This is a genomic window from Candidatus Nanosynbacter sp. HMT-352, from assembly GCF_022819385.1.
Classification (GTDB): Bacteria; Patescibacteriota; Saccharimonadia; order Saccharimonadales; family Saccharimonadaceae; genus Nanosynbacter.
Window position 1 is genome coordinate 241,904 of sequence record NZ_CP089290.1, and the last position, 25,956, is coordinate 267,859.

18 protein-coding genes, 3 tRNA genes, 2 rRNA genes and 2 other RNA genes are annotated in these 25,956 nt (G+C 42.3%); 17 read left to right on the forward strand and 8 right to left on the reverse strand.

Annotated elements, in window-relative coordinates:
- Positions 1 to 10 precede the first annotated feature (10 nt).
- Both LRM44_RS01250 and LRM44_RS01255 read left to right on the forward strand, forming a co-directional pair.
- A complete protein-coding gene (locus LRM44_RS01250; protein ID WP_243804276.1) occupies positions 11 to 604 on the forward strand; it encodes a hypothetical protein in 594 nt (197 codons plus the stop codon).
- 2 nt (positions 605 to 606) lie between these two features.
- Complete coding sequence (locus LRM44_RS01255) at positions 607 to 1,245, forward strand: MBL fold metallo-hydrolase (RefSeq protein ID WP_243804278.1); 639 nt, start codon at positions 607 to 609, stop codon at positions 1,243 to 1,245.
- Positions 1,246 to 1,317: 72 nt separating this feature from the next.
- Here the strand turns inward: LRM44_RS01255 and rpmB are convergent, their stop codons facing one another.
- On the reverse strand, positions 1,318 to 1,527 hold the full coding sequence (rpmB, locus tag LRM44_RS01260) for a 50S ribosomal protein L28 (RefSeq protein ID WP_129632249.1): 210 nt from the start codon (positions 1,525 to 1,527) through the stop codon (positions 1,318 to 1,320).
- A 98-nt stretch (positions 1,528 to 1,625) separates the two neighbouring features.
- Between rpmB and LRM44_RS01265 the strand changes: the two genes are divergently transcribed.
- Both LRM44_RS01265 and rnpB read left to right on the forward strand, forming a co-directional pair.
- On the forward strand, positions 1,626 to 2,270 hold the full coding sequence (locus LRM44_RS01265; protein WP_243804280.1) for a site-2 protease family protein: 645 nt from the start codon (positions 1,626 to 1,628) through the stop codon (positions 2,268 to 2,270).
- Between the two features lie 175 nt (positions 2,271 to 2,445).
- An RNA gene (gene rnpB, locus LRM44_RS01270) (RNase P RNA component class A) lies at positions 2,446 to 2,787 on the forward strand.
- 50 nt (positions 2,788 to 2,837) lie between these two features.
- Here the strand turns inward: rnpB and rplT are convergent.
- The 4 genes from rplT to LRM44_RS01290 are packed head-to-tail and all read right to left on the reverse strand — an operon-like array spanning position 2,838 to position 5,489.
- Complete coding sequence (gene rplT / locus LRM44_RS01275; RefSeq protein ID WP_129743558.1) at positions 2,838 to 3,179, reverse strand: 50S ribosomal protein L20; 342 nt, start codon at positions 3,177 to 3,179, stop codon at positions 2,838 to 2,840.
- Between the two features lie 2 nt (positions 3,180 to 3,181).
- The gene (gene rpmI, locus LRM44_RS01280; RefSeq protein ID WP_129743559.1) at positions 3,182 to 3,376 is read right to left on the reverse strand and encodes a 50S ribosomal protein L35; all 195 of its coding nucleotides are present in this window, start codon (positions 3,374 to 3,376) and stop codon (positions 3,182 to 3,184) included.
- The gene (infC, locus tag LRM44_RS01285) at positions 3,376 to 3,906 is read right to left on the reverse strand and encodes a translation initiation factor IF-3 (protein WP_129743560.1); all 531 of its coding nucleotides are present in this window, start codon (positions 3,904 to 3,906) and stop codon (positions 3,376 to 3,378) included. The genes rpmI and infC overlap by 1 nt, the downstream gene beginning before the upstream one ends.
- 59 nt (positions 3,907 to 3,965) lie before the next feature.
- Positions 3,966 to 5,489, reverse strand: a complete 1,524-nt coding sequence (locus LRM44_RS01290) for a YifB family Mg chelatase-like AAA ATPase (RefSeq protein WP_243804282.1) — start codon at positions 5,487 to 5,489, stop codon at positions 3,966 to 3,968.
- A gap of 66 nt (positions 5,490 to 5,555) precedes the next feature.
- Here LRM44_RS01290 and ssrA point away from each other — a divergent pair.
- From ssrA to LRM44_RS01310, 4 genes are all read left to right on the forward strand, one after another.
- Positions 5,556 to 5,959, forward strand: a transfer-messenger RNA (tmRNA) gene (gene ssrA / locus LRM44_RS01295).
- A gap of 1,346 nt (positions 5,960 to 7,305) precedes the next feature.
- Complete coding sequence (locus tag LRM44_RS01300) at positions 7,306 to 7,677, forward strand: hypothetical protein (RefSeq protein WP_146423691.1); 372 nt, start codon at positions 7,306 to 7,308, stop codon at positions 7,675 to 7,677.
- Between the two features lie 54 nt (positions 7,678 to 7,731).
- Positions 7,732 to 8,178, forward strand: a complete 447-nt coding sequence (locus LRM44_RS01305) for a hypothetical protein (RefSeq protein WP_243804284.1) — start codon at positions 7,732 to 7,734, stop codon at positions 8,176 to 8,178.
- Positions 8,179 to 8,186: 8 nt separating this feature from the next.
- A complete protein-coding gene (locus LRM44_RS01310; protein ID WP_243804285.1) occupies positions 8,187 to 11,090 on the forward strand; it encodes a type IV secretory system conjugative DNA transfer family protein in 2,904 nt (967 codons plus the stop codon).
- Between the two features lie 14 nt (positions 11,091 to 11,104).
- Here LRM44_RS01310 and LRM44_RS01315 read toward each other — a convergent pair whose 3' ends face one another.
- Complete coding sequence (locus tag LRM44_RS01315) at positions 11,105 to 11,674, reverse strand: hypothetical protein (RefSeq protein ID WP_243804287.1); 570 nt, start codon at positions 11,672 to 11,674, stop codon at positions 11,105 to 11,107.
- A 10-nt stretch (positions 11,675 to 11,684) separates the two neighbouring features.
- Positions 11,685 to 13,247, reverse strand: a complete 1,563-nt coding sequence (locus LRM44_RS01320; protein ID WP_243804289.1) for a hypothetical protein — start codon at positions 13,245 to 13,247, stop codon at positions 11,685 to 11,687.
- 192 nt (positions 13,248 to 13,439) lie between these two features.
- Between LRM44_RS01320 and LRM44_RS01325 the strand changes: the two genes are divergently transcribed.
- The 4 genes from LRM44_RS01325 to LRM44_RS01340 all read left to right on the forward strand — a co-directional run bounded on the left by LRM44_RS01325 (position 13,440) and on the right by LRM44_RS01340 (position 20,111).
- Positions 13,440 to 15,428, forward strand: a complete 1,989-nt coding sequence (locus LRM44_RS01325; protein WP_243804291.1) for a DNA gyrase/topoisomerase IV subunit B — start codon at positions 13,440 to 13,442, stop codon at positions 15,426 to 15,428.
- 9 nt (positions 15,429 to 15,437) lie between these two features.
- Positions 15,438 to 17,936 (forward strand): DNA gyrase subunit A, encoded by a 2,499-nt coding sequence (gene gyrA / locus LRM44_RS01330; RefSeq protein WP_243804293.1) that lies wholly within the window; start codon positions 15,438 to 15,440, stop codon positions 17,934 to 17,936.
- A gap of 3 nt (positions 17,937 to 17,939) precedes the next feature.
- A complete protein-coding gene (locus LRM44_RS01335) occupies positions 17,940 to 18,371 on the forward strand; it encodes a divergent PAP2 family protein (protein ID WP_243804295.1) in 432 nt (143 codons plus the stop codon).
- A gap of 213 nt (positions 18,372 to 18,584) precedes the next feature.
- Positions 18,585 to 20,111 (forward strand): 16S ribosomal RNA (locus LRM44_RS01340).
- Between the two features lie 293 nt (positions 20,112 to 20,404).
- Here the strand turns inward: LRM44_RS01340 and LRM44_RS01345 are convergent.
- A complete protein-coding gene (locus tag LRM44_RS01345; protein ID WP_243804297.1) occupies positions 20,405 to 20,644 on the reverse strand; it encodes a hypothetical protein in 240 nt (79 codons plus the stop codon).
- 66 nt (positions 20,645 to 20,710) lie between these two features.
- Between LRM44_RS01345 and LRM44_RS01350 the strand changes: the two genes are divergently transcribed.
- From LRM44_RS01350 to LRM44_RS01370, 5 genes are all read left to right on the forward strand, one after another.
- Positions 20,711 to 20,787 (forward strand) — tRNA-Ala (locus LRM44_RS01350).
- Between the two features lie 49 nt (positions 20,788 to 20,836).
- A tRNA-Ile gene (locus tag LRM44_RS01355) sits at positions 20,837 to 20,913 on the forward strand.
- Between the two features lie 12 nt (positions 20,914 to 20,925).
- A tRNA-Val gene (locus tag LRM44_RS01360) sits at positions 20,926 to 21,002 on the forward strand.
- A 92-nt stretch (positions 21,003 to 21,094) separates the two neighbouring features.
- On the forward strand, positions 21,095 to 22,234 hold the full coding sequence (gene pyrD / locus LRM44_RS01365) for a dihydroorotate dehydrogenase (quinone) (RefSeq protein WP_243804299.1): 1,140 nt from the start codon (positions 21,095 to 21,097) through the stop codon (positions 22,232 to 22,234).
- A 270-nt stretch (positions 22,235 to 22,504) separates the two neighbouring features.
- Positions 22,505 to 25,891 (forward strand): 23S ribosomal RNA (locus LRM44_RS01370).
- Positions 25,892 to 25,956: the final 65 nt, after the last annotated feature.

The window sequence follows — 25,956 nt, forward strand, 5'->3', positions numbered from 1 at the left end:
TTATAGTACAATGATTGATTCATTATTTGGTTCAAAAACTAGGGTAAAATTATTGCATCTTTTTCTGAATAATCCAGAAAAGTCATTTTATGTGAGAGAAATTACTAGGATGATCGATGAGCAGATAAACTCCGTCCGTCGAGAGCTAGCTAATATGGTATCTGTAGGTATAGTACAGCAAGATGCTATTGATAATAAACTGTACTATAGCGTAAATGAAGACTATCCTTACATTAAGCCGCTTGCAGCTATATTCTCAGATAAAAATGCAGAAGACGGTACGGGTGCTGCGAACAGCGTTTCCTGGAAAGATTCTTTAGGGAGAATGAGAGGTTTAAGATTGGCTATTATTTCGGGGAAATTAGTAGTCGGATCAAGCTCTGCTGTTGATTTGCTATTGGTCGGCGATGATATGTCTGCCGTAACTATAAAAAATCTTGTTAAAAAAATCGAAAAAGATAGAAAAATAGAAATAAATTATGCCGTAATATCTTATGATGATTTCTACTATAGGATGAGTGTCAAAGATAGGTTTATAATGGATATCGTAAGAAACAAGCACTCTGTATTAGTAGATACGGAAAATATAATGAGAAAGGAGTAGGTATGTTTGAAATAGAGTATAAAGGAGCAAATGCTGTTATTGTTACCACAAAGAAACTTCGTGTGGTATTTGATCCGAATTTAGAGATTGTCGGAGGAAAAAATGTTTCTGTGGATAATGACGTAGAGGTGGTTACAGAGGATCGGTTTGCTGTTGTGGATTCTACACCAAGACTGCTATTTTCTGGTCCAGGTGAATATGAAGTCGGAGACGTCTCATTGCTAGGAATTCCAGCGCGCCGACATATCGACACCGCAGATGATGTTAAAAAATCTACAATATATAAAATTACGGTTGGTGAAGCTAAGGGAGCGGTTGTTGGTAATATTGAGAATAAACTAACTGATGATCAGCTTGAGAATATAGGTGTTGTTGATTTTGCAATATTACCTGTCGGTGGAAATGGATATACATTAGACGCAATGGGGGCAACTTCAATAATTCGTCAATTAGACCCTAAGGTGGTGATTCCAGTGCATTACAATGACACTACTTTGCATTATGAGTTTCCACAGGATGGCGTGGATGAGTTTGTAAAAAACCTAGGAGCTCCAGTTGTTGAGGCTGGTCCAAAATGGAAGTTAAAGAAAATAACGGATCTACCAGATAATTTAACGGTTGTTCAAATATCGAAAAGTTAGAGTCTTCTCATTGAATTAAAAATAACTCCGATAATACAATCGGAGTTATTTTATTAAAATTTGATTTAGCGATTACTTATCAGCAGTTGCGCCCAAAATACCTTTTTTCTTCAGGGTGCGAATAGCTTTTGTGCTTAAAGTCATGGTAATTTTTTGACCGTCAACAACAAAAGTCTTCTTCTGAAGGTTTGGTTTGAAAACGCGCTTAGTGCGGCGCAGGGAGAAGCTGACGTTGTTGCCATACTGCTTGCCTTTGCCTGTTAAATCACATCGTGATGCCATTTCCACTCTCTTTACTTTATTATTAATAACAATCCTTATTATTGTAGCGGCATTTGTGTAATTAGTCAAGATCGTGTATTGATGCTATAATAACACTTATGATTTTAGAAATAATAGTAGTTTTGATTGTTATATTATTGTCTATGACCATTCACGAGGCTATGCACGCTTTTATGGGATATGCATTGGGCGATAATACCGCAAAAGAAGAGGGGAGATTGACGCTTAATCCCATAAGACATATCGATCCTGTAATGACTATTTTGCTTCCTTTGATTATGGTGATACTGCATGCTCCAGTTTTTGGAGGAGCTAAACCTGTTCCATTTAATCCAAATAGAGTCCGTTTTGGCGATTGGGGGGCGGCTCTTGTCTCTCTTTCTGGCCCAATTACTAATTTAATAATCGCCTTTATTGTGTTTGGCGTCGGAGTGTTTAGCGGCGTTATTAATAATACCGGGGCAGTACAGTCTACGATATTTGGACTGATTATTTCTACTGCTGTATCGGTGAACCTGGGCTTTTTTGTTTTTAATATGCTACCAATTCCACCTCTGGACGGGTCTAGAATACTATACGCCGTAGCGCCAGATAGCATCAGGGGCGTTATGCAGAAAATTGAGCAGAACGGCATTCTTCTAGTGATGATTATAGTTGTGCTGTTTTCTGATGTAATTGGGCAGGTTATGTCGGGCTATATTCAGGCAATTTTGCGTGTATTTATGAACATATTTGGTGTATAATAAGACCATACCCTGGATTTATCCGTGGGCGCGTATGATTTTCCTAACATCATATGATAGGGAGCTTTAATGATTTATTGTCGTGGCAATAAGTTGCGAGCACCCACCTTGCATTTATGCGGGGAATATCTAGCGCCCACAGACAAGTCTGGGGTTTAGTGCTATAATATATCATGTAGTCTGTTAGGCAATCGCTTAAGTTGTACTTAAGAGGAAAGTCCGGGCAGCGAAGGATACGACAGTCGTTAACGGCGACCGGAGGCAACTCTAGGGAAAGTGCCACAGAGACAAAACTACCTTCGTATTTTATATACGAGGGAAAAGGTGAAACGAGTGGGGTAAGAGCCCACAGTCGTCTATGGCGACATAGACGAGAGGTAAACCCTGTCGGCTGCAAGGAGATTTGCAAATAGGATTATCCGTCCGCAGATCGATAACCGCTTGATTTGTTTGGCAACAAGCAAACTAGATAGATGATTGCCCTAGACAGAACCCGGCTTATAGGCAGACTATGAATAAAACACCCTGCATAATGTCAGGGTGTTTTATATTGGTAGATTTGTCCTATTATAGACTTGCTTTTACTATTTCAGCGAAAGCTTTTGGCTCGTTAACTGCCAATTCTGCTAATATTTTTCTATCAATCTCAATGTTTTTAGATTTCATAGAAGCTATAAGCTTGCCGTAAGTTGTGCCTTCTTGTCGAGCGGCTGCATTGATTCGAGTAATCCATAGACCGCGTAGATCGCGCTTCTTGTTTCGACGATCGCGGTAGGCGTACTGCAGAGCTCTAATAACACCTTGTTTTGCAAGACGAAAACTTCTGGTGCGATTATGCTGCATTCCCTCAGCTGCTTTTAAGATTTTTTTGTGCTTAGCGCGTGCGGCAACTCCTCGTTTTACTCGCATAACTATACTCCCATTGCTCGACGGGCGTTTTTGGCCATCGAACCAGTTACTGTTGCTGTTGTGTTGATTGCGCGCTTACGACTTTTTGACTTTTTAGCCAACAAGTGGCCGCCAAATGCGCGCTGGCGGGTCAATTTTCCGGTGCTGGTCAGCTTGATACGCTTCGCAGTGCCTTTGTGGGTCTTTAGCTTTGGCATTATTTACTCCTTATTACTACGCTCAGATTGCGACCAGCCATCTGAGGTTTTTGCTCTAATATTGCATCCTCACTAAGGTGCTCCATGATTTTGTCGATCAATTCGTAGCCGATCTCTTTATGGGCCATTTCGCGACCTTTGTAGACCACTTGTATACGAACTTTATGTCCGCCCTCTAAAAATTTACGGATCTTCTTCAGCTTAACCTCTAGGTCTCCAGCTCCTATCTTTAGACCAAAGCGCATCTGCTTTAGGTCTCCAGATTTGGCTTGGCGCCGATTCTTCTGTTGATCCTTCATTTTTTGGTACTGGTATTTACCCCAGTCAATGATTTTAGCAACTGGCGGATTGGCTCCCGGTGATATTTCAACTAGGTCAAGATTCATGTCGTTGGCCTTACTTAAAGCCTCTTTAAGGGACATGATTCCTAGCTGCTCGCCATCAGGACCAATTATCCGCAGTTCTCTTGCACGGATTGCTCCGTTGATACGGATTGATTTATTAATCTCTGGCTCTCCTTTTTGAAGCAATTTTAGATTAACTCAGTTGCTATTGTAACAGAGATGTCTGTTATTTTCAAGGATAATAATTAACCTATGCTAATCTGTCTGTATTGTAGGCTTTCTGCTATATGTGGAATTTCTATGGACGCGGATCCTTCTAAATCTGCGATAGTGCGAGAAACTTTTATAACTTTAAAATAGCTGCGAGTGCTTAAGTCTAGCTTTCTGGCTGCGTTCGTCAAGAAGGTTTTTGCAGATTCTGAGATTGATGTAATTTTATCAACAGTATTGCTTGAAATATCATTGTTGTATTTGTAACTACACTTATATCTGTCTTTCTGGATAGAGTAGGCTTTATGTATCTCAGATAAAAATGTCTCTTGTTGTGATTTTGTCGACATTTTATTAGTTAATAATTTTTCATGGGGGACTCGTGAAACCGACACTGTTAGATCTATTCGATCAAGTAACGGCCCTGATAATCTTTTTTGATAATTGAGAATTTGATTTTGTGAGCATATGCAAGTTTTTTCTGGATCTCCAAGAAATCCACAAGGGCAAGGATTCATTGTGGCTACTAATAAGAAATTGGCAGGGAAGTTGAATTTACCATTTGCACGACTGACGGTAATTTCGTGATCTTCTAAGGGTTGACGAAGTGATTCAAGCACAGTGCGTGGATATTCGAGTAGCTCATCGAGAAATAGGACACCTCTATGAGCTAAACTGATTTCTCCTGGCTGCACTTTTGATCCTCCGCCAATAATAGATGCTCTACTTGCGGTGTGGTGTGGTGATCTGAACGGTCTATCTACTATGGGATTGTTTATTATAGTGTGCTCTCCAAGACTGTGAAGTTTTGTCACTTCTACTATTTCATCCTCTGATAGGGCTGGTAATAGATTCTTCAGAGATTTTGCCAACATAGTTTTTCCTGATCCCGGAGGACCGGACAATAAAATATTATGTCTTCCGGCAACGGCTATTTGAATCGCTCTTTTTGCTTGTTCTTGTCCGTAGATGTCGTCGATGATTGGAGTATTTTTATGATTGCGAGATATATTTTTTATTGATGATCTGTCTATTGGCTTAATGATCTTTTCTTTTTTGAGATGTAAGAAGAGTGATTTTAGGTTTTCTACTGGAAATACATCAACTCCAGTCACTAGTGCTGCTTGTTCGGCGTTTTGGGCTGGCACGTATACCGATTTAATTTTTTGGTTTTTGGCTACTTCGGCTGTAATAATTGCTGATCGTATTGGACGTAGACTGCCGTCTAGTGCTAATTCACCTGCAAAAACCGCATCGTTTATGTCGCCTTGGTTGAGCGTGCCACTGATGCATAAAATAGATAAGGCAATGGGGAGATCAAAGTGAGATCCGTCTTTTGGTAACTCTGCCGGTGCTAAGTTGATGATTATTTTTCCTTTCGGAAAATCTAGGGAAGAGTTTTTTATTGCACTACGTACCCGATCTCTAGACTCATCGATGGCCTTATTACCCATTCCGACGATTTGTAGACTAGGAAGCCCTTTTGACATATCTCCCTCAACTTCGATGATTTGTCCACTAAATCCGTAGGGTGTAGCTGAAATAACTCTACTAATCATGAATCTATTAAAACATAAGCATGTAGATTTTTGAATGAGATAGAGATATAATATGAATCGATATGTGGGGCTGATATAGCTTTAGACAATTGGACCTTATCATGACATTCTGCGAGCCGACGATACGCGTAACGTATATTTTTTAGATGCAAACTTTGTTGCAAAAGCAAAGTCATTCGTAGCGAGCGCTTTCGCTCCTAAGATGGCCTTTGCGCCAATCGCTGCCTAATTTTTAGCGATCATCCTTGTATTGTGGCAACAGTCAATATCTAAGGGTGTTATATCTATGTTGCTTGCTATATATTTGGAAGTAGCGGATATGTAGGACTTTTACTACGTAACGGAACTCGGTTTTCTTGGTTTATTTTAAATCCGAGTAGCGTTATTAAATAAATTTAGATAAGCCTATGCTCGTAGACGAATGTTGTGATACCAGTTGGACCCGGGGGCAGTACCCGGCAGCTCCACCAGATAGATTAGATTAAAAGTCAGCCTTATCGCTGGCTTTATTTATGTTAAAGAGTAGAATTTATCTTTAAGATAGAAAAACAACCACCTGCGAGTAGTGGTTGTTTTCAAAAAAGTGGAGTTTTACAATTTCTTTTTATTTTTGGCTTCTGTATAACTTTTTTATTCAGAAGCTACCCCTATAATAAGCTATATAAATGCTTATGTCAACAATATTTTTGTAAAAAGTTGAGTAAAAAATACCACACATTTTATAATCTTCTTTCTAATTTTTGCAGCTGTTTTTCTAATGACTTTTACTATGAAGTTACATGTCAGAGACTGGTGCTTATTTGATGGTCTTTTTTATGTATATCACAAATTAAATTGCCGTACATTTTCTAGGATTTTTTAACTGAAACGTAAAGGATGGCTCTGTGTACTACGAATAAACTTTATGCTTTCGTTTTGTAATTTTTAATTAAGACTGCTGTATAGCATTTGATATATAGGATTTAATATGCATACTGATGCTTGTATGTTCTTGTAATAATATAAAAAATAATTTTGTTAAGTTTGCTATAGTGCGACAATGAAAGTGAACAGAGTTTTATAAATCGGGTAGTAGAGACTACTATTTTATCGCGGTTTCGAGTACTAGACGTTAGTCTGATATTGACTGTACGAACCTATTTTTGTGGCAATGTTTGGATGACAGGCAACCATAGGTTAGTCGTGTAATTGGGCGGTCGCTAAATCGACGATATCTTCATTGAATGGTGTGCAATCTGTGCTAGATAATACTTAAAAATGACAAGCTTGTTGTAAAATACACAGATAGCCATAAAGCGATAAGAGAATAATTAACAGATGATAATTTTAACAACATTAAAAAATAGGTGAAAATTACAATACTTTTTGACCGAGTAATAGTTGACATCTAAATAGGGCTATGCTAGTATAAGGGTAAGCTTTTAGAAAAACAAAAAAGCAAAAATACATTAACAATAAATTTTATATAAAGCCACATTTTGCGTATAAATCGACGGACAGTTGGCTGCATGATTTTTATAATGACGCAGCCAATGCTCCGCCTTTACAATATTTCGCAAATTGTAAAAGCGTTGAGCGCGCGGTTAGTACCGCATACATCCAGTTAATCCTCGTTAAAGAACTAGCGATGAAAGTCCTGGATGTATGCAGAGGAACACTGCAAGGATGCTCCTTAATTAAGGAGCGGTCAAATCGCCTCGAGCGGTAATAGGCAAGTAGCACCCGCGCCTAATAGTTATTTTTTATCGGCGGATGGTTTGTGTCTATATGCTATAGTATTATCGCTCAGGCTTCTTGTGTATAGTATGATGTGAGTATGGGGATGAAGATAATTAGTTTTATAGCGTTGGTTGCATTGATTTTGACTGCGGTTATTTTGAACGCAACAAACCCGAGTTCTGCTGGTCCGTTTGGGATTTTAGCGTTTTTTGTATGTTTGTATGTGCTATTTATCTGTCTAACTTATGTAGTATTTTTAACATCGGAGCGAATAGCTGCGAAATTTTTTAATTTCAAGAATAGTCGCAATGAATCTAAGTATAAGACGTATTATTATTCTACTGTAATCTCTCTTGCTCCAGTTATTTATGTGGGTATGCAATCGATGGGAGATGTTGGGATTTTTGAGATATTATTACTTGGTGTGTTTGAATTGCTGGCGTGTTTTTTTATACATAAAAGATACTAATCCCGTCCTGAATGTAGTCGTGTATTTTAAGTAGTTACGTGGTACAATATATTTATGAATCCCGAACTGCCACAAGTTAATAGGACTCCTGAGGTGCAGCCACAAAATATAGGTGGCGGTGAGTATAATGTAGAAAATACATCATTAAATCCTGAAGTCGGAAGAGAATCCGAGCAGTCACTTGGTGCTGGGGTTGAACAATATAACAATATCCCCGTGGCTTTGCCTGTTGATAATACTACAACAGTTCCTTTATCTCAATCTCAAAACGACGCTCAAAGTACGAATCAGCCGGGGGTAGTAGCTGATGATGATACTCCTCTGGTGGCAGCGGATGAAGACTTGATAGAAAGAGAGTGGGTGGATAAAGTTAAAAAGATTATAGCTTTAACAAAAGATAATCCTTATGAGAGGAATAGAGTTATTGCACAGCTGCAGGCTGATTATTTAAAAAAACGATATAATAAGACTTTAGGTCAAAATGACGACGGTAGTAAGTAGGGTTTTATATGGGTGCGGGTCCTTTGATAGTTAGTTTTATCGCGATTGTTATTATAGCCGCTGGTTCTGCGGTAGCTTTTGTGTTGTATCGTAACATGCTTAGGGAAGCCAAAAATTATGAACGAGGCTTGAAGATGGTGCCATTGCTTATACATTTGCCTCCGACAAGTGAAGACATCAATGATTCAAATCGAGATGAGCGAGATTTAACTGAAGAGGTGCTGTCGCAGGCCCAGGTGATGTACAATATCATCTCAAGTACGGCAACTAAAGGATTCAAAAGTAAAGTCTACGGCCAACGTCATATATCGTTTGAGATTGTTGCACATGGTGGGTTAGTTCACTATTATGCTGTTGTTCCGCTAGTGTTAGTTGATGTTATTCGCCAAGCTGTAGCGGCAGCATATCCTTCTGCTAGGCTAGAAGAGGTGTCTGATACTAATATATTCAGCAAGGTCGGCAAGATGAGCGGAACCATCGGCGGCGAATTCACCCTGAAAAAGTCCTTTGTTTATCCAATATCGACTTATCAGGAGTCGAAAAGAGATGCCTCCAGGGCATTATTAAATGCTTTATCTTCGGCGTCCAAAGAAGATGGGATAGGTGTGCAATTTTTACTACGTCCGGCGTATGACGGTTGGTCCAAGGCTTCAGAGTCTCACATTGACGGCATGAAGAAAAATAAGGGCAAGAAGAAAGGCTTTGGAGGCGTTGCTCCTATGGATATTATGGAGGCTCTGTGGAAACCGCCAGAGAATAATGAAAAAGACGGTGGCTCTAGTTCTGAGGACAAGCAACTAACATCTTTAGAGCAGGCGGAAGTGGATGCTATCAGCGAAAAGACTCGCTATCCTGCATATGAAGTCTTAGTACGTGTTGTAATTTCGTCAAATACTGCGGCGCGCTCTCAAGTGTTGTTAAAAAATATAATAGCAGCCTTCTCGTTGTTTGACTCACCGCGCAATAATGGGTTTAAGTTCTCTTTAACTAGGAATGTTGAGGAAATGACAACAGCATATATTATGAGGTTCTTCCCTCAGGAAACTCGTAGTAATATTCTCAACAGTGTAGAAATGGCAACATTATTCCATTTGCCTGGAGTTAACGCGATCCCGACTTCACAAGTTAAGCGACAGATGTCCAAGCAGGTTGATGGACCAACAGACGTTTTGGATGAGGGTTTGCTGATTGGATATAACGAATTTCGAGGAGTCAAAAAACCTATTCGAATCGGAACAAAAGACCGTCGCCGCCACGTATATATTATTGGTCAAACAGGCGTTGGTAAATCTGTCTTGCAGGAAAATATGGCTTATCAGGATATGATGGATGGTCGGGGATTCGCCTTTATTGATCCGCACGGTGATTTGGTTGAATCTTTATTGGGTAAGGTTCCAAAAGAACGCGTTGAGGATATTATCTATTTTAATCCTGCTGACATGACTAATCCAATTGGTCTGAATATGTTTGAGTTCGACACTCCAGATCAAAAAGACTTTTTGGTTCAAGAGGCGATTAATATGTTGTATGGGCTTTATGACCCAGGCCATACGGGAATTGTTGGTCCTCGCCTGGAGCATATTTTTAGAAACTGCGCTTTATTGTTAATGTCGGATCCTGCTGGTGGAACGTTTATTGATGTGCCGAAGTGTCTTATTGATCCTGAATTTGTGAAAAGCAAGCTTAAATATGTAAAAGATCAGCAAGTTATTGATTTCTGGACAAAGGAATTTCCTGCGTCACAGAGGTCAAATGAGGCGGGTGAGGTTATTTCATGGGTTGTATCAAAGTTTGGTCCATTTATTTCCAACGATGCAATGCGAAATATCATTGGTCAGACCAAATCTGGATTTAATTTGCGTGAAATTATGGATAATAATAAGATTTTGCTGGTTAACTTGTCGAAAGGTAAGATGGGTGAACTTAACTCTAAGCTTTTGGGTATTATTTTTGTGATGAAGTTCCAGGCAGCAGCGATGTCTCGGGCGGATATTCCAGAGGATCAGCGGGTTGATTTTTCACTGTATGTTGACGAGTTCCAGAACTTCGCCACTGACAGCTTTGAATCTATTCTGTCTGAGGCTCGTAAGTATAAATTAAGTCTTATTATGGGTAACCAGTTTATGACTCAGTTAACGGATAAGATACGAGAAGCTATTATTGGTAACGTCGGTACGGTTATTTCTGGGCGTATCGGTGTGACTGACGCCGAATTGATGGTTAAGAAGTTTCAGCCGACTTTCGATGTCGACGACTTGGCTAAATTGCCAAACTTCCAGTCCATAACTTCTGTGATGATTAATAACGTGCCGTCTGCGCCGTTTAGTATGAATTGGATTCCTCCGATGGGGCAAGTTAATAATCAGCTGAGAGACGCGTTAGTAAGGCTATCTGCTGCTAAATACGGTAAACCACGAGCTGTTGTTGAAAAGGAGATATTTGACAGGATTAGAGGTAGTGCGCAACCAAAGACGAGTCCTTCTCAATTAGCGCCTTCTGTTGGTCAAAAATCGTCGGGCGGTGGGTCATCGTTCTTAGATGAATGGCTAGCGAAGAGACAACAATTAGGAGGAAAGCCCGCTCCTAGCCCAACTGTAAGACCAGTAAATTCGCAAGCCCCACAGGCTTCCTCGCAAATACAGAATCCGCAAGGTCGCCCAGGGGCGGTTGATAATGCGCCTTCTAATATAAATAGCGTAAATGCTACAGCTTCTAACCTTGGCAATAAACAGCAAAGTCAACCTTCTGCGATAGATAGTGCTGTCGTCAATAGGACAAATGTGTCTATGGCTACAAATAATAACCCTGTTTCTTCTGTAAATGTAAAACCGAGCCAACCTGTGGTTAAGAATCGGCTCGATTTACGTAATGGTGATGATGACGATAGTGAAGTGATGATTAGCTTGAGATAAGATTCAACATCTATCTAGCTATTTTTCCTGTTGTTGATAAACCCTACTCGAGCATACTCAATAACAGCGCCGATAGACCAGCCGGCTACAAACAGGATAATAGTTTCTGATCCTGATAATAGGTATCCGTATCTTTTGGCGATAAAATACACAACGACAGAAGCTATTGCTCCTAAGGCGCCAGAAATGATTAAGTTAGGGCGGGCAACAGTATTGCCAATTGCGTCACTAGTCTTTTCGACTACTGGATTATGAATGACCTTACTGAAAGCCCTGGATGGAGCTGATAATTGGTCTTGTACATTTTCCAAAGTCTTCTTATACGAAGCTTCAATATCTTTTTTTGTAAGAGGCTTATCTTCTTTTATCTCTTTAGATTCTTTTTGTTCTTGCCGCTTTTCTTGGCGGGTGGCAATTTCCATAGCCTCATGTTTAATGCTATTTTCATTTTCGGCATTTGATTTTTCTTTTTCAACCGCCTTTTCTAGAGATCTTTCGATTTCAGCCGCTTTTTCTCTGCTTAAGTCTGCTAATTCTCTGGTGTCGACAGCATTCTCTACAGTAGATTTTAATTTTTCACTCATTTTTCACCTCCTATAAAGTTCCTGCGGACATGTCTCGCCGAACAATTCTAACCTCTTTATTTAATTGACGTGATCGAGCATAGAAGAATACAACTACAGCTGAGATAATTCCTGCGAACATCATATTTTCGCTGGCGCCAGTTTTTGGTAATTGCGAAGTGGTTTGTTCAATAACTTTCGGTGCGGGGCAGTCAATTTTTGTGCTGACAGTATTGCCAAATGTGTTATCAATCCTACAGTCATAAGACATTGGATTGCTTTTACCGCTAGCCATCGCCGGGATGCTGTTCTTTATTTGGATAGTAAAGCTGCGCTTCTGGGTTTCTCCTGGTTTAATCTTAACTGCGCTCCAGATAAGCATCTTTGCGTTTCCACTACCTGCACTAGCACTCTTGTCGTCTGTCAATTTTCCACCTCCAGCATCGAATATGTCTGCGTATTCCAATAGGTCGCTGACTTGATCTTTGAATGTAAATTCTTCCTCTTTAAGACCTTTGTTTTTTACCGAAAGAGTGTAGGTAATTCGATCTCCAGATTTCGCAACTGTAGTTGTTGCGTCAGCGTTATTCTGGGTGAGATTAACTGCAGTTTTTGTCTGCACGAACGAGGCAGAACATCGACTATCGTTAATCCATATAGTAGAGTCGCCTGGACATGGTTGACATTGAGGATCATCCTTTAATAATTTAGGGTTTTGAGGACATCTTGCTGGCTCTGGTATAGTAAATGTCTTTACGCAGGCGTCTGAGGTCTTGTCGCCCAGCGAGCTTTTTACCGTTAGAACAACTTTGTATGATCCCGGTGTTTTCTCTGTATAAGATACAATCTTATCGTTGCTTTCTATAGTTTTAACTAGGGTGTTTCCTCGATAAATACTGTATACATATTTTTGAATTGTAGCACCGTTGGCTGCACTTGCGTTGGCTGTAAGTTGGTAAGTGTCTCCATTATTCTTTATGTCTAGAGCGTTACATGTAGCTACTGGCTGTGGTGGAGTGGAGCAGTTTGGGTATGTGCCAACTTGACCAGTCGGACAATGGTGGTTTGGTGGTGCGAATTTTAAGATTAAGTTGCCACAGTTAAGCATAATTGCAAACCAGCCAGTCCCGGCTGAATATCCAACGAATGCTCTGTATGAGAAGCTGCCCCAGAGGTTGTGAGGTCGATAGTAGAATGTGCGAGCCCCTCCTTGAGATGTGCGCACTACATATGAACCTTCACCTCTTGATGGTCCAAAATGAGGCGTAAGTCCCCAAGAATAAGTTCCCATGTTACTGTTCAATGTCTGAAGATTACCAGTCGCCGCTACCAAATCAGAGCGGCTAATACCAAGATGATCGTAGAGGTCGTGAATATTATTTGTGTTCGCATCATAATGAGCCATCAGTTGCTGACCGCTAGAAATTCCGCCGTAAATTAAGTCGCTGGAATCTGCTGCATTGGCTGATTCTGGTGGTGAAAAAACAGTGAAAGATTGCACGATAAGCGCTAGGGCGGTTAAGATAAGACCGATCTTTCGAGTAGCCTCTTCTTTACGTAAGCGTTTCGCATAAAAGCCCAAACTGTGGATCATTGAAGGGCTGTATGGTAGGCGCGAGATAATTTTTTTGAACATTTTGACCTCTTTTATTTTTGTTGTTATATAACTTTAATCTAACTTTAGCATAAGCATGCTGAAAAAGTAAATAGTTTGAGAATATATCTATTTTGATGTATAATAAGGTTGTTGAAAAGAGCTGATAATTCAGATAATAGTGAGGGAGATATGGCTAAACAAACAAATGAACAATCTTATGATGGCTCACAAATCCAGGTCCTAGAGGGTCTTGAGCCGGTTCGTAAGCGTCCAGGAATGTACATCGGTAGTACGGGATATGAGGGCGTACATCACTTGATTAAGGAGATTGCCGATAACTCAATTGACGAGGCAATCGCTGGTTATGCTACAAAGGTCGAAGTAACTTTGTTAAAGGATGGCGGCGTTCGAGTATCTGATGACGGTCGTGGCATTCCTGTTGATAAACACCCAAAGACAGGTAAGAGTACGCTAGAGACGGTATTAACAATCTTACACGCCGGTGGTAAGTTTGGCGGCGGCGGCTATAAGGTCTCGTCTGGACTTCACGGTGTTGGTTCTAGTGTTGTGAATGCGCTGTCTACTCGGATGATTGCTGAAGTTAGGAAGAACGGTAAAATCTATCGCCAAGAATACGCAACAGGCGTGCCTCAGACAGAATTAGAAGTAGTCGGAAAGTCTAATGATTCTGGTACGACAATTACATTTTATCCAGACCCAACTATCTTTAAGGAGACGGTTAATTTTGACTATAAATGGGTTGTTAATTATCTTCGTCATCAGGCGTACCTTACAAAAGGTATTCACACGTCGGTTATTGACGAACGAACTGGCGAACGAAAAGCTTTCTACTTTGAGGGCGGTATTCAGAGCTATGTAAAAAATCTGAATATCGGCAAGGATGTTTTATCGGACGATATATTTTACGTTGAGAAGCAGGTTGAAGATTGTATGGTGGAAATTGCGGTTCAGTATAACGACACTTACGCTGAAGTGGTAAAGCCATTTGCCAATAACGTCTTAACTCCTGATGGTGGTACTCATTTGGTTGGTTTTCGAACAGCCCTCACGCGTGTAATTAATGATTATGCTCGCAAGAATAGCTTGCTGAAAGAAAAAGAGGATAATCTGACTGGTGATGACATCCGCGAAGGTTTGACGGCAGTTATTTTGGTGAAGTTGCCAGATCCTCAGTTTGAAGGTCAGACCAAGAATAAACTTGGTAATCCAGAGATGCGCCGCTATGTTGATCAGGTGATGAGCGAATATTTTGCGTATTACTTGGAGGAAAATCCAGCTACAGCTAAGAAGGTTGTCGGCAAGGCTACATTGGCGGCACGAGCTCGTAAGGCGGCAAGGGCTGCGCGCGACAACGTTATCCGCAAGGGAGCATTTGAAGGCTTAAACTTGCCATCTAAGTTGACGGATTGCTCATCTCGTAACCGAAAAGATTGTGAATTATTTATTGTCGAGGGTAATTCGGCTGCGGGTTCTGCTAAGGACGGTCGTGATTCAACCATTCAGGCCGTTCTTCCTCTTCGCGGTAAGGTGCTGAATACTGAGCGCGCAAGGTTTGATAAGATGTTTGCTAATGCTGAAATTGTTTCGTTGATTAAGGCTATGGGCGTTGGAATTGGCGACCAATTTGATATCAGTGGTATTCGTTACGACAAGATTATATTTATGACAGATGCCGATGTTGATGGTGCGCACATCTCTACACTTTTGATGACATTCTTCTTCCGATATATGTCTGAAGTGATTGAAGCAGGTCACGTATATTTGGCGAAGCCGCCTCTGTTTGGGCTGAGTAGAGGAACTGGAAGTAATCGTAAGATAGATTACGTCTATGATGAAGTAGCCCTCGAGCAAAAATTGAACGAAAAGATCAATGAGCGCAGGGCTGCTGGTGTAAAGATTGATGAAAATGCTGAGAAATTTAAGCAGGCAGGTTACACGGCGCAGCAACGATTTAAGGGTCTTGGCGAGATGGACGCCGCTCAATTATGGGAAACGACTATGAATCCGGAAAATCGAACATTGGTGAAGGTTAATATTGAGGACGCAGAACGGGCAGACGCGATATTTACGAAGCTTATGGGTGATAGTGTAGAATTGAGGAAAAATTTTATTCAAACAAATGCCGCTAAGGTTAATGTGGAAGATTTGGACTTTTAAGGAGGAGATATGGCGGACAACGATAATAAAAATATAGTAGAACCAGAAATTCTGAACGAAGAGTCAGAAGTTCGCGGTATTGAAAAGTCGACAGTTGAGCGTGTTATGGAAGACTCCTTCCTTAAATACTCCATGTCGGTTATTATTGACCGTGCTTTGCCGGATGTTCGTGACGGGCTGAAGCCTGTTAATCGCCGTATTTTGTATGCGATGAATAAGAATGGTTGGCGCGCTCCTCACGCTACAGTGAAGTCGGCAAAGATCGTCGGTGAAGTGATGGGTAACTACCACCCGCACGGCGATTCATCAATTTACGACGCTATGGTGAACTTGGCTCAACCTTGGAAGATGCGATATACTCTGGTCGAAGGTCAGGGTAACTTCGGCTCTATGGACGGTGATGAGCCGGCGGCTTCCCGTTATACTGAGGCGCGAATGGATAAAATTGGCGGCGAATTGCTGTCTGACATCGACAAAGAAACCGTTGATTTTCGTGATAACTTCGACGGAACAGAGAAAGAGCCGGTGGTTTTGCCGTCGGCTGTTCCAAATATCCTGCTAAACGGTCAGATGGGTATTGCTGTCGGTATGGCAACTAATATTCCGCCGCACAACCTTGGTGAAGTGGTTGACGCTACAGTTGCTCAGATAGATAATCCTGAAATTACATTAGATGAACTATTGACGCACATTAAGGGCCCTGACTTTCCGACGGGTGCGGAAGTTTACGGTGGTGCGCCAATGCGTCAAGCGTATGAAACTGGGCGTGGCTCAGTTACGATTCGTGCGGTTGCATCGATTGAAGAGCGTAAAAATGGTCGTTACAGTATTATAATCACCGAAGTTCCGTATGGCATGAGTAAGGAAGGTTTTGTTGATAAGGTTCGAGAACTCGTCCTTGCGAAGAAAATTACACACATTGCCGACGCGCGAGATGAAAGTGCTCGCGGTAAGGTTAGAGTTGTTGTTGAACTGAAGAAAGATGCTTATCCAAAGAAGATTCTTAACCAATTGTATAAATTGACTGGATTACAAACATCATTCCATTATAATGTCCTGGCTTTGGTCAATGGTATTCAGCCTAAAGTTATGGGCTTAAAAGAGATTTTGGCGGAGTTTATTAAGCATCGTCAAGGAGTTATTCGACGCAGGACTGAGTTTGAACTTCGCAAAGCTAAGGAACGAGCTCATATATTGGAAGGTCTGAAAATTGCGCTTGATCATATTGACGAGGTAATTAAGACGATTCGCGAAAGTTATGACGACGCCGACAAGCGTTTGATGGAGCGATTTGGTCTGTCAGAAATCCAGGCGGCCGCAATTTTGGCGATGCAACTACGACGATTGCAGGGATTGGAGCGCGACAAGATTGAAGAAGAATTGAAACAACTCCACGAACTGATTAAGAAATTGGAGGCAATTCTGGCTGACGAGAATGAGATTTTGCGTGTCGTTAAGGAAGAATTGCTTGCTATGAAAGAAAAGTATGGCGATGAGCGGCGCAGTAAGATCATTAATCACGAATTAGGAAAGTTCTCTGATGAGGAATTGATTCCAGAGGAAGAGTCGGTAATTCTGCTTACAAGCGAAAATTACATCAAGCGAACCTTAGTAAGTGATTATCGTAGGCAAAATCGTGGCGGTAAAGGCAAGCGCGGTATGACGACTAAGGAAGAAGATGTTATCGACCAGGTCGTTCAGGCGAGCTCGCATGATTATCTATTATTCTTCACCAATATGGGTAGGATCTTCCGATTGAAGGCTTACGAAGTGCCAGCTGCCAGCCTAAGTGCGAAAGGTGTTGCCGCGGTTAACTTATTGCAACTTCAGCCAGAAGAGAAGATAACGGCAATTATCAAGCACGAAAAGAACGCCAACGAAGACGGATATCTGTTCATGGCGACAAAGAAGGGTACAGTTAAGAAGACTCCTGTGAAAGATTATGCCAATGTTCGTACGAATGGATTGATTGCTATTAAATTAGACGAAGGCGATGAGCTGCGCTGGATAAAGAGGACGACCGGCGAGAATGACGTGATTATCTCTACGTCTGCGGGGCAAGCTATTCGCTTTAATGAGAAAGATACGCGCCCAATGGGTAGATCAGCTCGTGGTGTTCGCGGCGTAAGATTACGTCCAAATGACTCTGTTGTTGGTATGGATATCGTTACGGGCGACGACCAAACCTTGCTGGTGGTTAGTGAAAAAGGCTTCGGTAAACGTACAAAGGTGTCGAATTTCCCAAGTCATAAACGTGGCGGAGTTGGTATAAAAGCCGCAGTTGTAACTGCAAAAACTGGTCCGATTATCTCTGTGCAGACTATCGACCCAGAAATAACAGAGGCGTTATTGGTTTCTCAGAATGGTCAAACTATCCGCCTGGGCTTGAGCGATATTAAGCTACTCGGAAGGACAACTCAGGGCGTGACGATTATGCGTCTATCTGACGGCGACGCTGTTTCGTCAATCGGCTTGATGGCGGATCGTCCGCAGGATGAGGGTAATTAATAAATGAAAGTCTTGATAGTCCCAGTAATTGCATGGGCGATATCCCAAGGGTTGAAGCAAGTGTTTCATCTCATGGGGCGTAATCGTCGAGTATTTAGCGGTGATACAAACCCAAAAATACTTCTATCCGGAGGTATGCCAAGCGCTCATAGTGCGATTGTTGTGTCGCTGGCGGTATTTCTGGGGCTACAAGATGGCTGGGATAGTTCTGTATTTGGACTAGCTACTTGGCTGGCTATTATAGTAATGTATGATGCCATGATGGTTCGCTATTCGTCTGGAATGCAGGGCGAAACACTTAATAAGTTGATCTCAGAGCAGGGTAGCAAGTTGAAAAAGCTTCGCGTTGCTCATGGTCACACCCCTGTAGAAGTGGCTGCTGGAGCAGCTATTGGTGCGGTTGTGGCTGCCGTTGTATTTTTCGCAACAAAATAATTGTAAAAATCTATTGACCTAGGCAATTATATACTGTAAGATTAGTAACAAGTCTGGTTGCTGGAGTGCGAGTTAAGCAACGGTTTACAATCTGTAAAGCGAGGTAAATCATACTTCAGTCTGACTTAAGATGAACTTTAACAATTTGATTGTGCAATATCATCGTCAGTTTATATTTTTGTAGAGCCTTAATACTTTGATACAAAGTAGATTTTAACGGAGAGTTTGATCCTGGCTCAGGATGAATGCTGGCGGCGTGCCTAACACATGCAAGTCGAGCGGCAGCGAGTTTTACACTGAATTCTGGAAGCTTCTGGGTAATGTAGAAGATTTATTCAAGAATTTTGTGTAAAATGTCGGCGAGCGGCGGACGGCTGAGTAACGCGTAGGAATTTGCCCCAAAGTGAGGAATAACTGCCCGAAAGGGTAGCTAATGCCGCATATGGTCTTCGGATTAAAGCCTTCGGGCGCTTTGGGAGAAGCCTGCGTTGGATTAGGTAGTTGGTAGGGTAATGGCCTACCAAGCCGACGATCCATAGCTGGTCTGAGAGGATGATCAGCCAGACTGGAACTGAGACACGGTCCAGACTCCTACGGGAGGCAGCAGTGAGGAATCTTCCACAATGGGCGAAAGCCTGATGGAGCAACGCCGCGTGAAGGATGAAGGCCTTCGGGTTGTAAACTTCTTTTATGAGTGAAGAATATGACGGTAACTCATGAATAAGCACCGGCTAACTACGTGCCAGCAGCCGCGGTCATACGTAGGGTGCAAGCATTATCCGGAGTGACTGGGCGTAAAGAGTTGCGTAGGCGGTTTAATAAGTGAATAGTGAAACCTGGTGGCTCAACCATACAGACTATTATTCAAACTGTTAAACTCGAGAATGGTAGAGGTAACTGGAATTTCTAGTGTAGGAGTGAAATCCGTAGATATTAGAAGGAACACCGATGGCGTAGGCAGGTTACTGGGCCATTTCTGACGCTAAGGCACGAAAGCGTGGGGAGCGAACCGGATTAGATACCCGGGTAGTCCACGCCGTAAACGATGGATACTAGCTGTTGGAGGTATCGACCCCTTCAGTAGCGAAGCTAACGCGTTAAGTATCCCGCCTGTGGAGTACGGCCGCAAGGCTAAAACATAAAGGAATTGACGGGGACCCGCACAAGCGGTGGATTATGTTCTTTAATTCGATGATAACCGAAGAACCTTACCAGGGCTTGACATCCAGGGAAGGTCTGCGAAAGTAGACTGTGCCTTTTGGAACCCTGTGACAGGTGATGCATGGCCGTCGTCAGCTCGTGTCGTGAGATGTTAGGTTAAGTCCTTCAACGAGCGCAACCCTTGTGAATAGTTGTATTTTTCTATTCAGACTGCCCCGGTAACGGGGAGGAAGGAGGGGATGATGTCAGGTCAGTATTTCCCTTACGTCCTGGGCTAGAAACGTAATACAATGGCTAGTACAATGCGCAGCGAAGCCGCGAGGTGAAGCAAATCGCATCAAAGCTAGTCTCAGTTCGGATTGTAGGCTGAAACTCGCCTGCATGAAGTCGGAATCGCTAGTAATCGCAAATCAGCAAGTTGCGGTGAATACGTTCCCGGGTCTTGTACACACCGCCCGTCAAACCATGAAAGTGACCAACACCCGAAGTCCGATTCGTCGGCCTAAGGTGGGGGGCATGATTGGGGTTAAGTCGTAACAAGGTATCCGTACCGGAAGGTGCGGATGGATTACCTCCTTTCTAGGGAGTAACGATGCCAATCTGTCGAGCAATCACAGATTGAGCTAGGTCGGTCTCGTAAGTGTGTCGAGCTTACATATTTACAATAGTCCTCTCGAGGACGAGACAAAAGTTCAACCTTTCTCTACGATAAACCGATTGATGAATTGCACAATCAAGTTGTTAAACAAAAAAGTCCCTCTACGAGGGGCTTTTTATATGACTGATTTTATTAAATCTGATGTTTTGATAGAATTGCGATTACAAAAAATAGCCAACAGTGTTTGGCTATTTATGTTTTTCGTAGACACCTATTATAGTCCGCTACCAAAAAGGGAGTTTAGTAGCCAGTTTAGTGGGATAGTGTGCAGGCTGAGCATAATAGCGAATCCTACTCCACATGTAACAAGTCCCCAAAATTTGAAACGATCATAGCTACTTACGCCGCTTCCCAGATTGTCGGCTAATTTTTGATGGAAAATAACGACGATTCCACCAGCAATTAAGACCAAAATCCCAAAAAATAATGCACTAAAACTAAATTGATATAACATATTATTAATTATACACTTGTCAGAATTAAAAAGATACTGTACAATTAAAAGGTCTCGGCAATTTATGGGGACATAGCTCAGTTGGCTAGAGCACCTGCTTTGCAAGCAGGGGGTCCAGGGTTCGAGTCCCTGTGTCTCCACCATATGGGGTGAAGTGGGCTTACGTCCACAACACTCCACCAAGACGAATGAGGGCGATTAGCTCAGCTGGTTAGAGCGCGTCACTGATAATGACGAGGTCGGAGGTTCAAGTCCCTCATCGCCCACCATATTTTTAATATGGGCGCTTAGCTCAGTTGGCTAGAGCATCTCGTTTACACCGAGAGGGTCGGGGGTTCGAGTCCCTCAGCGCCCACCAATCATAGATAGTCAGGAATATCGCCGAACAGGCGATTTTTTATTTGCAAGTAACCTTGCTTAATAAAGCATAGATAGCTATACTCTTAGAATATGTATAAGTGTATTATTAAGCCGATATTATTTTTATTAACACCAGATTTTACGCATAAGTTAACTATTTTTTGCGGTCGTTTGGCGCAGGCGTTTCCTCCTATTAGATGGGCTATTCGTAAATTATGGAGCTTCCAGGATAAGTCGCTACAGCAAGAAATTGATGGAGTTGTATTTAATAACCCAATAGGCTTGTCAGCGGGATTTGATAAAAATGTACAATTGTCACCTTTAATGGAAGATGTTGGATTTGGCTTTGCTTCTGGCGGATCTGTGACTATGGAGCCGAGAAGGGGAAATCTGCGACCATGGTTTCATCGATTGCCGAACACCAAATCTGTAGTTGTGTACGCTGGTATGCCGAATTATGGATTAGAGAAGATTAGTGACTACATTGAATTAAACAGATCTAAAATTAAATCAATGCCGACTGTTGTGTCTGTGGCTGTTATTGCTGATAAATCCACGAAAGACGAATTTGGGCCAGTCGTTCCGGAGGAATATATAATTCGGGATGTAAAAAAAGCGGTTAGTTATATCGTAGAAAACAGCTTGGCTAGTGTTATAGAGATCAATATTTCTTGTCCGAATGCTGGCAAGGAGCCGTTTATCTATGCTGGTACGCTAGAGACTTTATTGAGCGAATTAGATTCTGTAGAGAGAAATGTTCCTTTCTGGGTTAAAATGCCACATTTGTATGATTTGAGACAGTTCGACTCGTTATTAAAGGTTATTGTTGAGCATAATATTCAGGGTGTAACGGTAGCTAATTTAATAAAGGATCGTGAGAAGGTAGATCTTAAAGATCCTTTGACTGATGATATTAGGGGTGGATTAAGCGGCGAACCTACTCGCGCACATAGTCTAGAGCTGATTAGGTATGCATATAAAAATTATAGAGATAAACTGACTATTATTGGTGTTGGCGGAGTTTTTTCGGCCGAAGATGCATACGCTAAGATTAAGGCAGGGGCTAGTCTAGTTGGGCTTATCACTGGGCTGTTTTTCGAAGGTCCGCAGCTAATTGGGCGAATAAATCGCGAGTTGTCTCAGCTTCTAAAAAATGACGGTTTTTATAGTATTTCTGAGGCGATTGGCGCTGATTTTAATAAAAAGCAAAAAAAGTCGAAAAAACTTTGAAAAAACCCTTGCAAAAGAATCTCAGCTGCTGTATAGTTAATTACTAGTTAAGCGAATGTTCAAACGAACCTCTGGCAATACACTGCAAAGCGTGCGAGGGCAGTGAGAAAACATCTGAGTGTAGATAGATTTGTCAATTTATTGACCTGTCAATTGTGCACTCAAATGTGTGAGGCACTGATCATTAACAATTTGAGAGTAAAAGAAATTGAGTTTTTAATTGACGGTAGTAGTAATTGCAAAGTAGCAACTACTAGTTAAGTCAATGCATAAAAAGGTACTCAAGGGCGCTAAATGGATGCCTAGACGTATATTACCGATGAAGGACGTGGAAGACTGCGATAAGCTTCGGGAAGCTGTCAACAAGCTTTGATCCGGAGATCTCCGAATGGGGAAACCCAGCATGAGTCATGTCATGTTGCCACTTGCTGAACACATAGGCAAGCGAGCGGGAACCATCTGAACTGAAACATCTTAGTAGGATGAGGAAGAGAAAGTAAATAACGATTGCGAAAGTAGTGGCGAGCGAAATCGCAACAGCCCAAACCTTTTAAGTTTTTGCCTATTAATTTAGGCAAATAAGTTGATAGACGAATACTTATAAGGGGTTGTGATATTACATATGACCAAGTCAGAGAATTTGATTCATTCAAATAATCTGATTTGCGATAACTGGCTATCAACAGTTAGTAAGGTAAGAAATCGGCGTGGTTAGTAGAATAGTTTGAATGACTAGCCAAAGAACGTGAAAGCCGTGTATATGAAAACGACGCTGACCTTATGTATGTTTTATCGAGTAGGACGGGGCACGAGAAACCCTGTTTGAATCTGGCTGGACCACCAGCCAAGGCTAAATATAATATACGATCGATAGTGAACTAGTACAGTGATGGAAAGGTGAAAAGAACCCCGGGAGGGGAGTGAAATAGATCCTGAAATTTAGTGCCTACAAGGAGTCGGAGCCGGCTTGTCCGGTGACGGCGTGCTTTTTGTAGAACGATCCAGCGAGTTAATTTTTACAGCGAGGTTAAGTCAATTGACGGAGCCACAGTGAAAGCGAGCCTGAATAGGGCGATCAAGTTGTAAGGATTAGACCCGAAACCGGGTGACCTAACCATGAGCAGGTTGAAGCCACTGTAACAGGTGGTGGAGGACCGAACCAGGATACGCAGCAAAGTGTTTGGATGACTTGTGGTTAGCGGTGAAATGCCAATCGAACTCGGAGATAGCTGGTTCTCCTCGAAATAGCTTTAGGGCTAGCGTCGTGTTAGTAGCACATGGGGGTAGAGCTCTGTAAAGGACTGGGGCGGGCAACTGTACCCACCCTTAACAAACTACGAATACCATGTGTGTAATCACGGCAGTTAGAACATCGGTGCTAAGATCGGTGCTCAAAAGGGAAACAGCCCAGACCATCATCTAAGGTCCCTAAATTAACGTTCAGTGGGAAACAAGGTGAGATTTCTTAAACAGCTAGGATGTTGGCTTAGAAGCAGCCATTCATTTAAAGAGTGCGTAACAGCTCACTAGTCAAGAGATCTTGCGTGGAAAATGTAACGGGGCTAAAACGTTATACCGAAGATATGGATTACACGCTAAGTACAAAGTTAAAGTTGTGTTACAATCAATTTATGGAAAATGAGATTTACATAGGTAGCGTCTACGAACACTATAAAGGCAATAAGTATGTTGTTGTAAGTATAGCTGTTCATACTGAGACGCTTGAAGAGCTTGTAGTTTATCGAGCCATTTATGGCGACGGAGAATTATGGGCTAGACCTAAGAAAATGTTTTTAGATAATATTGAAAAGAACGGAAAGATCATTCCAAGGTTTAAATTGATTAAAAAACTTTGATTTTGTTCTTAGTGTGTAGTGGTAGAGGAGCGTTCCTATCAGCGGTGAAGTCGAATCGGAAGGTTCGGTGGAGCGGTAGGAAGTGAGAATGCTGGAATGAGTAACCATAAGAGAGGTGAGAATCCTCTCGGCCGTAAGAGCAAGGTTTCCTGAGCCATGGTAATCATCTCAGGGTTAGTCGGGCCTAAGCCGAGGCGCAGAGCGTAGGCGATGGACATCAGGTTAATATTCCTGAACCGGTTAAGTTTTGTACACTGTTCACGGGGAAGTAATCGAAGCGGATTCATGGTTTATCCGTCCAACCGAGCGGGAACGCAAAGGGAGTGAAAGTGATTCTTCGGAGTCGCGATTTTGGTGAAAGCCCTGGCTAGAAAAGCAGGTGTACGCGTGGACTTAGCCGCCCGTACCGCAAACCAACACAGGTGCTCGAGTCGAGTAGACTCAGGCTTACGAGCGAACCTTCGCTAAGGAACTCGGCAATACAGCGACCGTAACTTCGGGATAAGGTCTGCCCCCACTTCGGTGGATATCAGCCGCGTTCACTCAGTGAATATTAGGTTAAAGAGTACATTTTTAATCACAAAACGAATTTTCTGAGATAGAGCAAACGAATTGTTCTTTTGAACGCGAACCTCTGACGTCTAACGATGTGGGGGCCGCAGCAAAAGAGCCCACGGAACTGTTTATCAAAAACACAGGTCTCTGCTAACACGAAAGTGGATGTATAGGGGCTGACTCCTGCCCAATGCTGGAAGGTTAAGGGGAGCGCTTCACGGTGCGAACTGAAGCCCTAGTCAATGGCGGCGGTAACTATAACCGTCCTAAGGTAGCGAAATTCCTTGTCAGGTAAGTTCTGACCCGCACGAATGGAGTAATCATGTGGGCACTGTCTCAGCGAAGGACTCGGTGAAAGTGCATTGGCGGTAAAGATGCCGTCTGTCCGTACCAGGACGAAAAGACCCCATGGAGCTTTACTACAGCTTTACATTGAATATGGTTTCAACATGTGTAGCATAGGTGGGAGACTTTGAAGCAGATACGCCAGTATTTGTGGAGTCACCAAGTGAAATACCACCCTTGTTGTGATTGTGTTCTCACGCTGACCGTTATCCGGTTAGCGGACCGTGTATGGTGGGTAGTTTAACTGGGGCGGTTGCCTCCTAAAGAGTAGCGGAGGCGTTCAAAGGTTGGCTAACTTCGGATGGAAATCGAAGTGATAGTGTATGCGCATAAGCCAGCTTGACTGTGAGGAGTACATTCCAATCAGAGACGAAAGTCGGAGCAAGTGATCCGCTGTACGTACATTTGTACATGAATGTGGGATCGACAGCGCAAACGGATAAAAGTTACCCTGGGGATAACAGGCTTATAGCGCCCAATAGTTCACATAGACGGCGCTGTTTGGCACCTCGATGTCGGCTCATCACATCCTGGAGGGGGAGCACCTTCCAAGGGTTCGGCTGTTCGCCGATTAAAGTGGTACGCGAGCTGGGTTCAGAACGTCGTGAGACAGTTCGGTTTATATCCGGTATGGACGATAGGAAACTTGAGAGGATCTACCCCTAGTACGAGAGGACCGGGGCGGACGCACCTCTGGTGTATCGATTGTGGCCACCTGCTGCATTGTCGAGTAGCTATGTGCGGACTAGATAAGCGCTGAAAGCATATTAAGCGCGAAACTAACCTCAAGATAAGGTTTCCCTATGAGGACACAGAAAGACTATCTGTTTGATAGGCGCAAGGTGGAAGTACAGTAATGTATGGAGCTAAAGCGTACTAATAGTCCCATTGCCTTTTTATGTCCTTGTCCGTGGAGTTTATGCTTGCATAAACATTGCGGATAAGGTAGACTTAACTAGTAATTGG